Here is a 12,834-nt window from a genome sequence, read left to right as displayed (position 1 = left end):
AGGAAATCATGCCTGCCCAAATTCGCACTCTGCTTTTTTGCGCCTGTTTGATGCTGACCGCAACATCAGCCGCGCAGGCTGGCGCCTTCAAATTGCAGGATCCTCGCGCGCCGAATGAGATATCCGAGACGACGCGGCTGTATATTGATGGCAGGCTTGCCGCCGTGATTCACCTGCATGACGGACTCGATTCCTACGAGAAGATCATCCCGGTAAAAGACGCGCCCCGCGCCCATCATTATGCGCTTTGCGGTGAGATGACCGTCATCGATGAAACGGGCGCGCGGGTCGTCCATCATGTGGAGAGTGAGGGCATTCTCCTCCGGCCCGATGGCCATGTAATCATCGCGGCCGCTGATGATGACCTCGGAGATTTCTTTCTGATGGATGCCTCCGAACCCGGCGCAACCCGGCATAAAAAAGGGAAAGCCGGGATCTGCTCAGGCCCGATCAGCTAAACTGCGACGGGGCCGGGCCTCTTGGTTACAGCCCTTCCGCGGCGAGCAGCGCGGTTTGCTCATCCTGCACCAGCGCGTCGATGATTTCGTTAAATTCGCCCAGCATGACGCGGTCAATTTTATGCAGGCTGAGATTAATGCGGTGATCCGTAACGCGACCTTGCGGAAAGTTATAGGTACGGATCCGCTCCGACCTGTCGCCCGTTCCGACCTGGGATTTCCGATCGGCTGAGCGGGTGGCGTGGGCCTGGGCGCGTTGCTGCTCATAAAGACGTGCGCGCAGGATTTTCATGGCCTTGGCTTTGTTTTTATGCTGACTTTTTTCCTCCTGCATCGCGACGACGACGCCGGAGGGGAGATGGGTGATCCGCACAGCGCTTTCCGTCTTATTGACGTGCTGCCCGCCCGCACCTGAGGCGCGATAGACATCGATGCGCAGGTCTGTCTCATCAATATCGACATCCACCTCCTCCGCCTCGGGAAGGACCGCAACCGTCACGGTCGAGGTATGGATGCGTCCCTGCGTTTCCGTCGTCGGCACACGCTGGACGCGATGCACGCCGGATTCGAATTTAAGTTTGGAAAAAACACCACGGCCGGAAATCGTCGCGACACCACTTCTCAGCCCGGCAAGGTCGCTTTCATCATATTCATCAATTTCAAAGCGCCAGTGATTCAGCTCCGCATAGCGCTTATAGGCGCCGAAAAGCTCCGCCGCGAAAAGCGCCGCCTCATCCCCCCCGGCTGCGGGCCGGATTTCGAGAATGGCGCTACGTGCATCGGCTTCATCTTTCGGGAGGAGTGCCAGCCGTAATTGCAGCTTCAGCTCAGCGCACTTCGCTTCGGATTCCTGGATTTCAATCTCGGCAAGCTCCCGCATTTCCGGGTCGTCCAGCAACTCACGCGCCTGCGCCATGCGTTGCGAAGCGTCACGAAAAGCCTGCACGGCTTGTACAACGGGGTCGAGATCCGCATATTCCCGCGACAGCCGGGAAAACGCATCCCCATTCACCTGCCCCTCTGCCATGATCGCCGCGATTTCTTCATGGCGCGCGAGAATGCGATCGAGCCGTTCATCCAACGCCATATGTCAGGCGCCGTGTGTCAGGAAGCGCAAGGCCTCGTTAATCGGCACGTCCCGCTGCGCACGCAGACTGAGATCCCGGATGATGACGCGGCCTTGCGCCAGTTCGTCCTCACCAATCAGGATAAGGTGCGTTGCCCCCCCTTTGATGGCGCGCTCCATCCGTTTCTTGAAAGCGCCATGAAGGGCCATTTCAGCCCGCACATCGCCTTCACGCAATGTCTGCAACAGAGAGATCGCCTTGGGCAGGCCGGCCTCACCCATGGGGAGGACGACAACATATTTGCCATGACTTTCCGGCGGCGCGATGAGCAGGGCGAGGCGTTCAATCCCGCCTGCCCAGCCAATAGCGGGAGTCGATGGGCCGCCCATCTCGGCCACAAGCCCCTCGTAACGTCCACCCGCAAGCACCGTGCCCTGCGCGCCCAATTTTTCCGTCAAAAATTCAAAAGCGGTGTGGCTGTAATAATCGAGTCCGCGGACGATGTGCGGGTTTTCAGTGTAGGCAACGCCGTAAAGGTCCAGCCCGCGCCGCAGCCCGTCATAAAATACCCGCGATGCTGGATTAAGGTACTCCGAAAATGACGGGGCGCTTTGCAGCAGCGTGCGATCCTGACTGGATTTGCTGTCAATGATGCGCAGAGGATTCTGGTGCAGCCGCGCCCGACTTTCCTCGGAAAGCGCATCCTGATGCGCGACAAAATAAGCGATCAGAGCCTTCCGCCATGCAAGTCGACTTTCAACATCGCCCAATGTGTTGATCTGTAACGACACATCCTGTTCAAGGCCCAGTTCCCGGAGGATCATCTGCGCCATGGCGATCGTTTCGGCATCGATCAACGGGTCAGAACTGCCGAGATATTCCGCGCCGATCTGATGAAATTGCCGGAACCGCCCTTTTTGTGGGCGCTCATACCGAAACATGGGACCGTTATAAAAGACACGTTGCGGCAATTTCTGCGTCAAACCGTTTGAGACGAAGGCGCGACATATAGCGGCCGTGCCTTCCGGGCGCAACGTCAGGCTCTCCCCACCGCGATCCTCGAAGGAATACATTTCCTTCGTGACCACATCGGACGTATCTCCCAACGTTCGGGAAAAAACGCGCGTATCCTCAAAAATGGGGGTCGACCATTCCTCATAGCCATATCGCGCAGTGACGCGCCGCGCGATATTGATGACATGGGCATGACGGCGCGCCTCGTCGCCGATAAGGTCGTGCGTACCGCGCGCAGGTTGCAGAGATGACATAAAATCAGGCGTTTACTTTTTTTGGTTCATTCTGTTCGGTCTCGGCTGCTTTTTCCGCTTCGATCTTCGCGACGCGGGCCTCCACCAGATCGATAATATGCGAGATCATATCCTGCCCATCTTCAAGGCGATGATCCTGCCGCCCCGCAGCATACACCATATGGCGCCCTGCACCGCCGCCCGTCACACCGAGATCCGTCATCAGCGCTTCTCCCGGCCCGTTCACGACGCAACCAATAATGGACAGGGTCAAGGGTGTTTTGATGTGCTGGAGGCGATCCTCCAAGATCTGCACGGTTTCCACGACATTGAAGCCCTGGCGCGCGCAGGATGGGCAGGAAATAATTTTGACGCCACGATGACGCAGGCCGAGCGATTTGAGAATATCCCAACCGACAAGGACTTCCTCCTGCGGTGGCGCGGAGAGGGAGACACGCATCGTGTCACCCACACCGGCCCAGAGCAGATTGCCCAGCCCGATGGAGGATTTTACCGTGCCAGCGCGTTTTGACCCGGCTTCCGTAATACCGATATGCAGCGGGTGGTCACAACTATCGGCAAGTTGCTGATAAGCGGCCACGGCCATAAAGACATCAGAAGCTTTGACGCTGATTTTGAATTCATGAAAATCATGATCCTGAAGGATTTTGGCGTGCTCCAGCGCACTCTCGACCAAAGCCTCAGGATTCGGCTCACCATATTTCTCCAGCAGGTGCTTTTCCAATGAGCCCGCATTGACGCCGATCCGGATGGAGCATCCGTGATCCCGCGCGGCGGAGACAACCTCACGCACACGCTCGGCACTGCCAATATTGCCCGGATTGATACGCAGGCAGGCCGCGCCCGCCTTTGCCGCCTCGATCGCGCGTTTATAATGGAAGTGAATATCGGCGACGATCGGCACATTCACTTCATGCACGATTTCGGACAGAGCGGCGGTGCTTTCCTCATCCGGGCAGGAAACGCGGACAATATCCACCCCGGCAATCTCAGCGAGGCGGATCTGCTCAATCGTCGCCTTGGCATCAGAGGTCAGCGTATTTGTCATTGTCTGGATGGAAATGGGCGCATCACCTCCGACCGCAACCTTGCCGACCATGATCTGCCGGGATTTTCGGCGTTCAATATGCTGATAGGGGCGATATCCGCTCATACTCTCCACAATCCTCCATGAATCGCCGCCCATCGGGGATCGGCGTCCATGACAAATATGACATATAACTAGGCACTCTGGCGCTTAATACCAGAGTTACGGCGTGACTTTCCACCTCTGGCGGCGTCAGGCCGCAAAATCTTTCCTCAAGGTGACACTTGCGCCCTGATCTGGCCGAGCTGGCGGTCATTCAAGCGGTCACTCTCGGATTTTTCAAATCGCTTCTTCTGTTTAGGGGCCACTGCGCTTGCCGGAGGCGGCTGATCTGGTTGGGTGGCCTCAGGAGTCGTTGCAGGCGCGCCGCCCTCCCCTGGCAGATTTGGCGCAGTGACGGGCGGGGTGTCATTCTGCCGCAAGACAGAATCCGACGGATGTGCCTCCGGCGGGGCTGATGGCGTATTGACGGGCGCGCGACCCTGCGCAATATCTTCCGACGTCAAAGTGAGGTTGCGGACAACCTGTCCGTTCTCACCCAGGGGCGCGGTCACAGCATCCCCGAACCTGAAAGCCACCCCGCCCGCATTGCCGGTTGTGATGCGGTAAGGCGCTTTATCACGCTTGCCGCTGCAGATTTCACCGGGTTTGAGCACACGGTTGCACATATCCTGGCCGTCCTTATCCGTCACGCGCACCCATGTATTGTGCGAGGCCACCAGGTCAAAACCGGTTGGAGTTTCCGGAACGGTGGGGAGCGGTGAGGAAGGCGTTGCCACTTCCTGCCCGGTCTGAATGGCCTGCCCGTCAGTGGCGGGCATGGTGCTGACTGGTGCCGGGTTTTGTGCCACGCCAGGCTGCAAATGATCTGTTTCCGGCTGGGTGACTTGCCCGACCGGCGTGGCGTCTGACCCGGTATTGGCGGGGGTCGCTTCCGCCGCCTGCATGGAGGCTGGCGGTAATGACGAAGTTTCCGCGGGCGGCGCCGGGGCGGGTGGCTCCGGCATGACCGCTGCGATTTCCGGCGATAACCCGGCATTTTTCGGCACGGCTTTCGTCGGCCCGGCCGCGAGCTTATCCCGCACGTCCGTGCTGTCATCTCCTGCGTAATGATAAATACCGGTATAGGCGATGACGATCAGAACAAGCCCGATCGCCGCCCATATTCCGACAGGGACACCACGCCCCACCAGGGGTTCAGGAATGTTCAGGGCCGGGCTGCGCACTTTGGATAAAGGGATGACCGCCTGAAATTCCGACACGATATCATCCGCATCCAGACCGAGGGCGCGCGCATAGCTGCGTAGAAACCCCACCACATAGACGCCAGAAGGAAGGTCCTCCGTTTGCCCTTCCTCAAAAGCAACGAGGTAGGTTTCCCGGATGCGCAGCCAGGTCGCGACATCGCTTAAATCCCAGCCAAGCTTGACCCTCTGTGCTTTGAGACGTTTACCGACGGGGAAATGAGCCGGCGGCTCGGTTCTGGAAGCTTTCCCATTTGACGCCCCACCGCTGCTCATCCGAAAATCGCCTTTCTCGCCTGAAATATCGATTGTTTAACCCGCTTTGCGCTGCATAAGGCTCTGGATCGCCTCATCAACGAGGTCATTTATAATCTGCGTAACGGGTTTGACCTCTTTGACCATACCGACAGATTGCCCCGCCATGACGGAGCCATTCTCGATATCACCATCAATCACGGCCCGTCGGAGGGAGCCAGCCCAAAAATGCTCAATTTCCAACTGTGCGTCTTCCCTGCTCACTTCACCTTCCTGAAAACGTCGAAGGATTTCCGCCTGATGCGCCAGAAAACGCCGCGTGCCGTTATTTGTCAGGCCGCGAACGGGTATAACGGGGAAACGCTCATCAAGTTGAACAGATGTCACGGCATCGCGTGCATTCGCCCTTAAAAAAGCGGTTTTGAAGTTGTCATGCGCGATGCTTTCCTGCGACGCGGCAAAGAGTGTGCCCAATTGTGCGCCGGACGCGCCCATCTCAAGATAACTGAGGATGGCATCACCGCGCGCCAGCCCGCCCGCCACAAAAATCGGCACATCCCGAAGATGGGGCAGGATCTCCTGCGCGAGGACATTGAGTGACACCGGCCCGACATGCCCCCCTGCCTCGGAGCCCTCAATAATCAGCGCCTCAATGCCCAGACGGACGAGGCGTTTGCCAAGGGCGAGTGCCGGTGCGAAACCCATCGTCCGTACACCGCCATCACGCAGCGCCTTGATGGTGGCGCCCGCGGGGACACCGCCCGCCAGCACGACATGCCCGACCTCATGCTCAAGACAGACGCGGACGAGGTGATCAAGATCCGGGTGCATCGTGATCAGATTAACGCCAAAAGGTGCGTCCGTCAGCGCGCGGGTGGCGGTGATCTCCTCCGCCAGGCGGTCCGGCGACATGGCGCCGCAGGCAATCACGCCGAAGCCCCCGGCATTGGAAATCGCCGCCACGAGGTGACGCTCACTCACCCATGACATGGCGCCGCCTAAAATGGCCGTTCTTGTGCCGAGGAAGCGACAGCCATCCGCCCATAGGCCGGCAAGCGCGGCCTCCGCACGTGCGCGATTAAGCTCAACCATTCTGACGTCCCCCGTCCTGATCATCGAGGCCATAGGCTGTGTGCAGGGCGCGCACGGCCAGCTCCAGATACTCCGCCTTGATCAGGACCGAGATCTTGATCTCACTTGTCGATATCACCTGCACGTTTATTCCCCGCTCTGCGAGTGTTGTAAACATCGTGCTTGCCATCCCGCTATGGGACCGCATCCCGACACCGACCACGCTGATTTTCGCAACATCCTGCGCTGACTGGATCGCGCCGAACTGAATGTCACCTTTCGCCGCTTCAAGCGCAGAAATCGCGGCAGCCTGATCCGTCTTGGGGACAGTGAAGGTCATATTGGTGGAACCATCCGACCCGACACTCTGCACAATCATGTCAACATTGACCCGCGCCGCCGCGAGGGTGGAAAATATCGCCGCGGCAATGCCCGGTCGGTCAGGGAGGTGGCTCACCGTAATTTTCGCCTCATCCAGCGCATAGGCGATCCCCGTCACCAGATCTTTTTCCATAACCTCTTCCTCATCCACAACGGATGAACCTGAGTCATCCGTCGATTCGTCAAAACTGGACAGAACGCGCACGCGCACGCGCTCCCGCATGGCGAGGGCGACGCTACGGGTCTGCAAAACTTTCGCCCCGACCGATGCCAGCTCAAGCATTTCCTCAAAGGTGATGCGGTCCAGCTTTCGGGCGGCGCTGACAATACGCGGGTCCGTTGTATAAATACCATCCACATCGGTATAAATGTCACAGCGATCCGCTTTCACAGAAGCCGCGATGGCGACAGCCGACGTGTCTGACCCCCCGCGCCCCAATGTTGCGATGCTGTCCACCTGTGTCGCTGATGGGGCTTCATCCGCAGGGCAGACGCCCTGAAACCCGGCGACAACCGGCACAATGCCGGCCTCAAGGCAGCGAATCAGCCTTGCGCCATCAATGCCCAGAATATTGGCCTTGCCATGCGCATCATCCGTGATGATCGGGATCTGCCAGCCCAACCAGGATTGGGCGGGCACGCCGATCGCCTGAAGCGCAAGGGCCGTCAGCCCGCTTGTCACCTGCTCCCCCGCTGCGACGACGGCGTCATATTCCCGCATATCAACGTTGGGGGATAAAGCGTGGCAATAGGACACCATTTGATTGGTCACGCCCGCCATGGCGGAAACAACGACGACGACCTGCTTCCCGCTTTCCCACTCCGCCTTGACGCGCGCCGCCACGGCACGAATGCGCTCAATATCGGCCACAGAGGTGCCACCGAATTTCATCACGATGCGATTGACTTCATGATCCTTCTGGGGCGCCATCGTGATAAAAACTCCTGAAATGTCGTTTTTTGTATAAACCCCGGCAGGCTCGGTTCAACACCGGGTGAAATCCGGGCGACGACATGTTAAACATGCGCCCAAACGCGGTGAATACAAATTTAACGACGTTTCGTCCAGTTTTGATGAAGGGTTACGAGGTAGATGAGCAGGCCGTCATCCATATCCGCTGAGGAAATTGCACAGTTCGGACGTTTGGCAGCCTCATGGTGGGACCCGTCAGGGCCTATGCGCCCGCTGCATGACATGAATCCACTCAGGACAAACTGGAATCATCAATTTTTTAAATCACGCGCCAAGCCGGATGGTGCGGCCATCAGTCTGCTCGATATAGGTTGCGGGGCAGGCATCGCCAGTGAGGCTTATGCGCGGCTGGGCTATCAGGTGACCGGTCTGGATGCCTCGGCGGAAGCCATCGCGGCGGCGCAATCCCATCAGGAAATCTCCCGCCCGGAAACGGGGAAAGGAAGCCTCACCTACCACCATGGTGCCGCGGAGGATTTCGTTGCGCAGGGCCTGACATTTGACGCCATTAGTGCACTGGAAGTCATTGAACATGTGATAGATGCCGAGATGTTTCTGCATCTCCTCAGCGACCTGACCCGCCCGGGTGGATTGATCGCGATTTCGACCCTCAACCGAACGTTACGCTCCCTCGCCATCGCCAAATTCGGCGCGGAATATGTGATGCGTCTCCTGCCCGTCGGCACCCATCAATGGCGCAAATTCATCAAACCTTCTGAACTTGTCCGCGCCGCGCGCGGGGCCGGTCTCAAGATGATCGATATCACCGGCATCCTCTATACAGGCGCCGCCTGCCGCCTGACATCGGACACACGCATGAACTACCAGGCGATGTTCCGCAAACAATAAGGCGTCGGGGATGGCGACAGACTCATTTCGTCATTTTGCAGGCGGGACCGATATGGCCCGTATAACGCGTCCAGGTCTGCGTCCGACCTAGAAGCGGGATGCCAAGGAGGTAACCGCGCAATTTGAGGACATTCGGGCTCGGCGACCAGATTATCGCGTCATAAACCTTACCGCCTTCAGGGTCGAAAATTTTCCCCTGCCACTGCCCGTCCCCCTGAGGCGTAAAGCCCGTCAGCATGGTCAGGTCGCATTGTGATCGCCCCAGAACATCATGCGGCACAGGCCCTTCATAATCCATACCGACGAGGCGACCGCAGATCTCCGCCCCACAATGGAAGATATCAAAAACGCCATCCTGCGTCTGCGCCAACCATTTGCCCGTCACGTCGCCCGACGCAGTGCGATCACGATGCGCGGGGCTGGCGACGGCATGAAATGAAAAAAGCGCGACCAGAAGCACGGCGGCGCGTGACACAAGCCTAGGCATCATCGATTGGGCCCCGAGGGATGGAGACAAACTCTATGCCTTTTTCCTTAAAAATGTCACGCTCTTGTGAAGAAGCCTGACCATAAATTCCTTTTGAGATGGTTTCGCCTCTTGCGGCGGATTCGTGGCGTTTCGTCACCTTCGCGACAGAGCGGCTCCCGACAATCTCGCAATGATTTTCAATGACGGGCCACATTTGCCAAAGCGCCGCGCGGAAATGACCCGATATTGGGATGGACCCGGATAACGACGATGACTGGGGAAATGATGCTTCAAATTTTTCTGATCCGCGCGTCGTGCCGCAATGTGGGCAGGCGATGAACTGCGCCGCGCATTGCCCTGCAAATAATGTGGCGCTCAAAAACCAGCCATCAAATGCGTGAGCCTGCGCGCATCGCAGCTCAAAGGAGATCATCCAGCGCGCCTCAGAAGCGGGTCGAGTTTCTTCTGCTGTTCCAGCGCGAATAATTCCGAGCAACCGCCTATGACACGGTCATCGATAAAAATCTGCGGCACTGTCCTGCTTCCGCCCGAGCGACGTGTCGCCTCCTCGCGCGCCGCGCTGCCTCGCGGGGCGTCGATCTGCTCAAATGCAACGTTCTTCTGCGTCAGCAAAGCGACGGCCTTGGTGCAGTATGGGCAATGTTCCTGCGTGTAAATTTCAATCTTCGGCATCAATGAAACCATGAATTTTATGGGCAAAGGGAAGGATGTGACGACCGGAACGGGTCGCGACCAAAATCGAAACCGCGGCCGCACCGGCATCCAGCAACCGTTGAGAGCAGATGGAGAGCGTGGCGCCCGTGGTCAAGATGTCATCAACCAATATGACGCGACGCCCCTGAACCATCTTTCTGTAACGCGGGTTGAGCGTAATGGCCTCCCGCACCTTCTCCATACGGGCATCAGGCCCCAGCCGCGCGAGGGCGCCTGTATGTCGAATGCGCTTCAGCAGGTCCGGCACGCATTGCAGAGGCGCAGCATGGATTCGGCACAGTGACTGCGCGATAATGGCCGACTGGTTGAACTTGCGCCGCAGCAGACGCCGCCAATGCAGCGGGACCGGCGCGATGAGATCAGCGTCGGATAAGAGAGCAGCGCCATGGCGCATCATGGCGTCGGCGAAAAATGTCGCCACTTCCGTGCGATCACCATATTTCAGATCGAAAATAAGGGATTGCGTGACATCGCCGAAAATAAACGCGGCGCGCGCTGCCGACCATGGTGGTGGGGAATTCTGACAATAAATGCAGAGATGGTTCTGATTGAGATGTTCTACCGCGGGGAGCGGCGCGGCGCATCCATGGCAGAAAGGCGGCGAGATTCGCTCTGTTTCCGCGAAGCAGGTCGCACAAAGGGCGTTGTGCGAGAGGGTTTCCGCTTTGCAATGAAGACAGACAGGCGGAAAAGCCACATTCAGAATCTGATCGTACCAGGACCGCCGCAACGAGACGCGCCGCAAAGCGCCCGACAAAAGTCAGGCCCTTTCAGGCAGCACGATCAACGTGACGTGCCGCGCGTCGATCATTTGTTTTCCCTGTTCAGGAAATGTCACGGTGACGCGCCATGCAATCGCGGATTGGACTTGCCCGATGCCCCATTCCGGTCGGGTCGGGTGCCGCACCAGCATGCCGGGTTCAAGAAATGTCTGGAATTCGTCCTCCGTGACAACCTCCCTGTTTCCGGCCCGGATGGCGGGGGCGCCGACGTCACGCCCGCACAACCCGCCCTCACCTTGCCGGGCGCAAAGCCCGGACCTTTAGATATATTTCCGCAGAAACGCTTTGACGGCCGGTCCGAGATCGGGACGATCAATCGCGAAAGCGATCTGCGCTTCAAGGAAACCCGCTTTGTCACCGCAATCATAACGCGTGCCCTCATAGCGAAGACCATGGAAGGGCATGTCGCCAATGAGTTTTGCCATGGCGTCGGTCAGCTGGACTTCACCACCGGCACCGCGCTCAAGCTTGGAGAGGTGCGTCATGATCTCGGGACGCAGAATGTACCGGCCGATAATGGAAAGGTTGGACGGCGCAACGGACGGGTCCGGTTTCTCGACCAGTCCTTTTACCTCAACCGTACGGCCATCATCCTGACCCACATCGAGTATGCCATAGCGATTCGTGTAATCGCGCGGGACTTCCGTCACTGCAACGACATTTCCGCCGGTTTCGTTATAGACGTCCACAAGCTGCGAGAGGCAGCCGCGCCCGCCTTTGATGATGTCATCCGGCAGGAGGATCGCGAAAGGATCATCCCCGATGAAGGACCGCGCACACCATATGGCATGGCCCAGCCCAAGCGGCTCCTGCTGGCGGACAGCCGCGAGTGACCCGGCTTCGATACTGCTGGGCTCCAGCGTTTCCAGCAATGCCAGCTTGTTCCGCTCCCTCAGGGTCGTCTCAAGCTCAAACGCGACATCGAAATAATCAATGAGGCTGTCTTTGCCCCTGCCCGTGATCAGACAGAACTGATCAATACCCGCCTCGCGCGCTTCATCAATCGCATATTGCACGAGCGGGCGATCGACGACCGGAAGCATCTCTTTCGGCATGGCTTTTGTCGCGGGAAGGAAGCGTGTCCCCAAACCTGCGACGGGCAATACGGCCTTTCTGAGCGGCTTTTTCAAAACTGAACCCCTATAGATGCGAGCATCGTTACTTGTGGTTATCATCGCAACGGCAATGTAAGCGTAGTGTAAATCAAAGGGGGGATTTTTTGAATATGGTCATTTCATTTACTTATGACCATTGAGGGAAATGCCGCATCTTCCGGGTAATCCCGCCATCATACCGGGCGTTGCCCGATAGATGCATCTGATATGACAACCATCTTCTGAGAGAAGTGGTGCGGTCGAGAAGACTCGAACTTCCACGGGGTTTCCCCCACAAGCACCTCAAGCTTGCGCGTATACCATTCCGCCACGACCGCAACGTGACAAGTGTCTTGCAATAAGCGATACCACTCGTCGAAGGGGGCTATAGCTTATGCGGAAGAGTGAGGCAATCATCACGACGGAAAATTTTGAAAAAATAATGTGGAGGACCACATCATCGCCCGTCAATTATCCGGACGCCCTTGCCGAGATGGCGGCGCATCAGGCACGTATGCAGGCGGGAACGGGGAAGGAACTGATCTGGCTGCTGGAGCATCCGCGCCTTTACACATCCGGCACATCAGCCCGTGCGCAGGATCTCTTCAACCCGGACGCTTTGCCGGTTTATGAAGCGGGGCGTGGCGGGCAATGGACTTATCACGGCCCCGGCCAGCGCATCGCCTATCTCATGCTGGACCTCAACCGCCCTCATGGCGACACCCCACCGCGCGATTTGCGCCGCTTCGTCGCGGATCTTGAAAAATGGATCATCGCGACGCTTGGCATGTTCCGAATCGCAGCGGATGTCCGGCCCGGTCGTATCGGCGTCTGGACGACGGACCCGTTAAGCGGGGAGGAGGCCAAGATCGCCGCGATCGGGCTGCGCGTCAGTCGCTGGCTGACGATGCATGGCGTCTCCATAAACCTCGCGCCGCGGCTGGAGGATTTTTCCGGCATCGTTCCGTGCGGCATCCGGGATTATGGTGTGACGAGCATCCAGCGATTCCGGCCGGACGTCACCATGGCGGCGCTTGACCACGCGATGAAGGCGACTTGGCGCGATATTTTCAGGCAGACCCCTCAGGATGCGCCGTGACG

Annotated in this window: 15 protein-coding genes and 1 tRNA gene; 3 read left to right on the top strand and 13 right to left on the bottom strand. The window is 58.2% G+C overall.

Annotated elements, in window-relative coordinates; translation table 11 throughout:
- Window positions 1–8 precede the first annotated feature (8 nt).
- Window positions 9–458, top strand: a complete 450-nt coding sequence (locus tag N5W20_RS02640; RefSeq protein ID WP_319807376.1) for a hypothetical protein — start codon at window positions 9–11, stop codon at window positions 456–458.
- Window positions 459–483: 25 nt separating this feature from the next.
- Here N5W20_RS02640 and prfA read toward each other — a convergent pair whose 3' ends face one another.
- The 6 genes from prfA to N5W20_RS02610 all read right to left on the bottom strand — a co-directional run bounded on the left by prfA (window position 484) and on the right by N5W20_RS02610 (window position 7,762).
- Window positions 484–1,545, bottom strand: a complete 1,062-nt coding sequence (gene prfA / locus N5W20_RS02635; RefSeq protein ID WP_319807375.1) for a peptide chain release factor 1 — start codon at window positions 1,543–1,545, stop codon at window positions 484–486.
- 3 nt (window positions 1,546–1,548) lie between these two features.
- The gene (gene hisS, locus N5W20_RS02630; protein WP_319807374.1) at window positions 1,549–2,793 is read right to left on the bottom strand and encodes a histidine--tRNA ligase; all 1,245 of its coding nucleotides are present in this window, start codon (window positions 2,791–2,793) and stop codon (window positions 1,549–1,551) included.
- Between the two features lie 4 nt (window positions 2,794–2,797).
- Window positions 2,798–3,946 (bottom strand): flavodoxin-dependent (E)-4-hydroxy-3-methylbut-2-enyl-diphosphate synthase, encoded by a 1,149-nt coding sequence (ispG, locus tag N5W20_RS02625; protein ID WP_319807373.1) that lies wholly within the window; start codon window positions 3,944–3,946, stop codon window positions 2,798–2,800.
- Window positions 3,947–4,092: 146 nt separating this feature from the next.
- On the bottom strand, window positions 4,093–5,400 hold the full coding sequence (locus N5W20_RS02620) for a helix-turn-helix domain-containing protein (protein ID WP_319807372.1): 1,308 nt from the start codon (window positions 5,398–5,400) through the stop codon (window positions 4,093–4,095).
- A gap of 36 nt (window positions 5,401–5,436) precedes the next feature.
- Complete coding sequence (locus tag N5W20_RS02615; protein WP_319807371.1) at window positions 5,437–6,471, bottom strand: NAD(P)H-dependent flavin oxidoreductase; 1,035 nt, start codon at window positions 6,469–6,471, stop codon at window positions 5,437–5,439.
- Window positions 6,464–7,762 carry an aspartate kinase gene (locus N5W20_RS02610; protein WP_319807370.1) on the bottom strand — a complete coding sequence of 433 codons (1,299 nt, stop codon included), beginning with the start codon at window positions 7,760–7,762 and terminating at the stop codon, window positions 6,464–6,466. The genes N5W20_RS02615 and N5W20_RS02610 overlap by 8 nt, the downstream gene beginning before the upstream one ends.
- Window positions 7,763–7,924: 162 nt before the next feature.
- On the opposite strand from N5W20_RS02610, the gene ubiG reads away from it, so the two are divergent.
- Window positions 7,925–8,653, top strand: a complete 729-nt coding sequence (ubiG, locus tag N5W20_RS02605) for a bifunctional 2-polyprenyl-6-hydroxyphenol methylase/3-demethylubiquinol 3-O-methyltransferase UbiG (RefSeq protein ID WP_319807369.1) — start codon at window positions 7,925–7,927, stop codon at window positions 8,651–8,653.
- A 22-nt stretch (window positions 8,654–8,675) separates the two neighbouring features.
- Here the strand turns inward: ubiG and N5W20_RS02600 are convergent, their stop codons facing one another.
- The 7 genes from N5W20_RS02600 to N5W20_RS02575 form a co-directional block, all read right to left on the bottom strand.
- Window positions 8,676–9,143: a DUF2147 domain-containing protein gene (locus N5W20_RS02600; RefSeq protein ID WP_319807368.1), complete on the bottom strand. Its 468-nt coding sequence runs from the start codon at window positions 9,141–9,143 to the stop codon at window positions 8,676–8,678.
- Window positions 9,133–9,555, bottom strand: coding sequence for a DUF1178 family protein (locus N5W20_RS09615; RefSeq protein WP_408869414.1), 423 nt, complete (start codon window positions 9,553–9,555; stop codon window positions 9,133–9,135). The genes N5W20_RS02600 and N5W20_RS09615 overlap by 11 nt, the downstream gene beginning before the upstream one ends.
- Complete coding sequence (gene grxC, locus N5W20_RS02595; RefSeq protein ID WP_319807367.1) at window positions 9,552–9,815, bottom strand: glutaredoxin 3; 264 nt, start codon at window positions 9,813–9,815, stop codon at window positions 9,552–9,554. Before grxC ends, N5W20_RS09615 begins: the two co-directional genes overlap by 4 nt.
- Window positions 9,802–10,614: a ComF family protein gene (locus tag N5W20_RS02590; protein ID WP_319807366.1), complete on the bottom strand. Its 813-nt coding sequence runs from the start codon at window positions 10,612–10,614 to the stop codon at window positions 9,802–9,804. Before N5W20_RS02590 ends, grxC begins: the two co-directional genes overlap by 14 nt.
- 3 nt (window positions 10,615–10,617) lie before the next feature.
- Window positions 10,618–10,770: a DUF3553 domain-containing protein gene (locus N5W20_RS02585; RefSeq protein ID WP_319807810.1), complete on the bottom strand. Its 153-nt coding sequence runs from the start codon at window positions 10,768–10,770 to the stop codon at window positions 10,618–10,620.
- Window positions 10,771–10,899: 129 nt separating this feature from the next.
- Window positions 10,900–11,814: a UTP--glucose-1-phosphate uridylyltransferase GalU gene (gene galU, locus N5W20_RS02580; RefSeq protein WP_319807365.1), complete on the bottom strand. Its 915-nt coding sequence runs from the start codon at window positions 11,812–11,814 to the stop codon at window positions 10,900–10,902.
- Between the two features lie 171 nt (window positions 11,815–11,985).
- Window positions 11,986–12,071: transfer RNA gene (locus N5W20_RS02575), tRNA-Leu, on the bottom strand.
- Window positions 12,072–12,127: 56 nt separating this feature from the next.
- On the opposite strand from N5W20_RS02575, the gene lipB reads away from it, so the two are divergent.
- Window positions 12,128–12,832, top strand: coding sequence for a lipoyl(octanoyl) transferase LipB (gene lipB / locus N5W20_RS02570; protein WP_319807364.1), 705 nt, complete (start codon window positions 12,128–12,130; stop codon window positions 12,830–12,832).
- Window positions 12,833–12,834 lie beyond the last annotated feature (2 nt).

Source organism: Candidatus Kirkpatrickella diaphorinae, from assembly GCF_025736875.1.
Taxonomy (GTDB): domain Bacteria; phylum Pseudomonadota; class Alphaproteobacteria; order Acetobacterales; family Acetobacteraceae; genus Sorlinia; species Sorlinia diaphorinae.
This window is presented reverse-complemented; position numbering and strand designations above follow the sequence as displayed.

What these genes read in the sequence shown, in the direction of transcription:
- galU (WP_319807365.1), bottom strand. Translation starts at nt 11,814, where the DNA reads ATGATAACCACAAGTAACGATGCTCGCATCTATAGGGGTTCAGTTTTG.
- N5W20_RS02640 (WP_319807376.1), top strand. Translation starts at nt 9, where the DNA reads ATGCCTGCCCAAATTCGCACTCTGCTTTTTTGCGCCTGTTTGATGCTG.
- N5W20_RS02600 (WP_319807368.1), bottom strand. Translation starts at nt 9,143, where the DNA reads ATGATGCCTAGGCTTGTGTCACGCGCCGCCGTGCTTCTGGTCGCGCTT.
- hisS (WP_319807374.1), bottom strand. Translation starts at nt 2,793, where the DNA reads ATGTCATCTCTGCAACCTGCGCGCGGTACGCACGACCTTATCGGCGAC.
- N5W20_RS02615 (WP_319807371.1), bottom strand. Translation starts at nt 6,471, where the DNA reads ATGGTTGAGCTTAATCGCGCACGTGCGGAGGCCGCGCTTGCCGGCCTA.
- N5W20_RS02585 (WP_319807810.1), bottom strand. Translation starts at nt 10,770, where the DNA reads ATGCTGGTGCGGCACCCGACCCGACCGGAATGGGGCATCGGGCAAGTC.
- prfA (WP_319807375.1), bottom strand. Translation starts at nt 1,545, where the DNA reads ATGGCGTTGGATGAACGGCTCGATCGCATTCTCGCGCGCCATGAAGAA.
- N5W20_RS02610 (WP_319807370.1), bottom strand. Translation starts at nt 7,762, where the DNA reads ATGGCGCCCCAGAAGGATCATGAAGTCAATCGCATCGTGATGAAATTC.
- ubiG (WP_319807369.1), top strand. Translation starts at nt 7,925, where the DNA reads ATGAGCAGGCCGTCATCCATATCCGCTGAGGAAATTGCACAGTTCGGA.
- N5W20_RS02620 (WP_319807372.1), bottom strand. Translation starts at nt 5,400, where the DNA reads ATGAGCAGCGGTGGGGCGTCAAATGGGAAAGCTTCCAGAACCGAGCCG.
- lipB (WP_319807364.1), top strand. Translation starts at nt 12,128, where the DNA reads ATGCGGAAGAGTGAGGCAATCATCACGACGGAAAATTTTGAAAAAATA.
- grxC (WP_319807367.1), bottom strand. Translation starts at nt 9,815, where the DNA reads ATGCCGAAGATTGAAATTTACACGCAGGAACATTGCCCATACTGCACC.
- ispG (WP_319807373.1), bottom strand. Translation starts at nt 3,946, where the DNA reads ATGAGCGGATATCGCCCCTATCAGCATATTGAACGCCGAAAATCCCGG.
- N5W20_RS09615 (WP_408869414.1), bottom strand. Translation starts at nt 9,555, where the DNA reads ATGATCTCCTTTGAGCTGCGATGCGCGCAGGCTCACGCATTTGATGGC.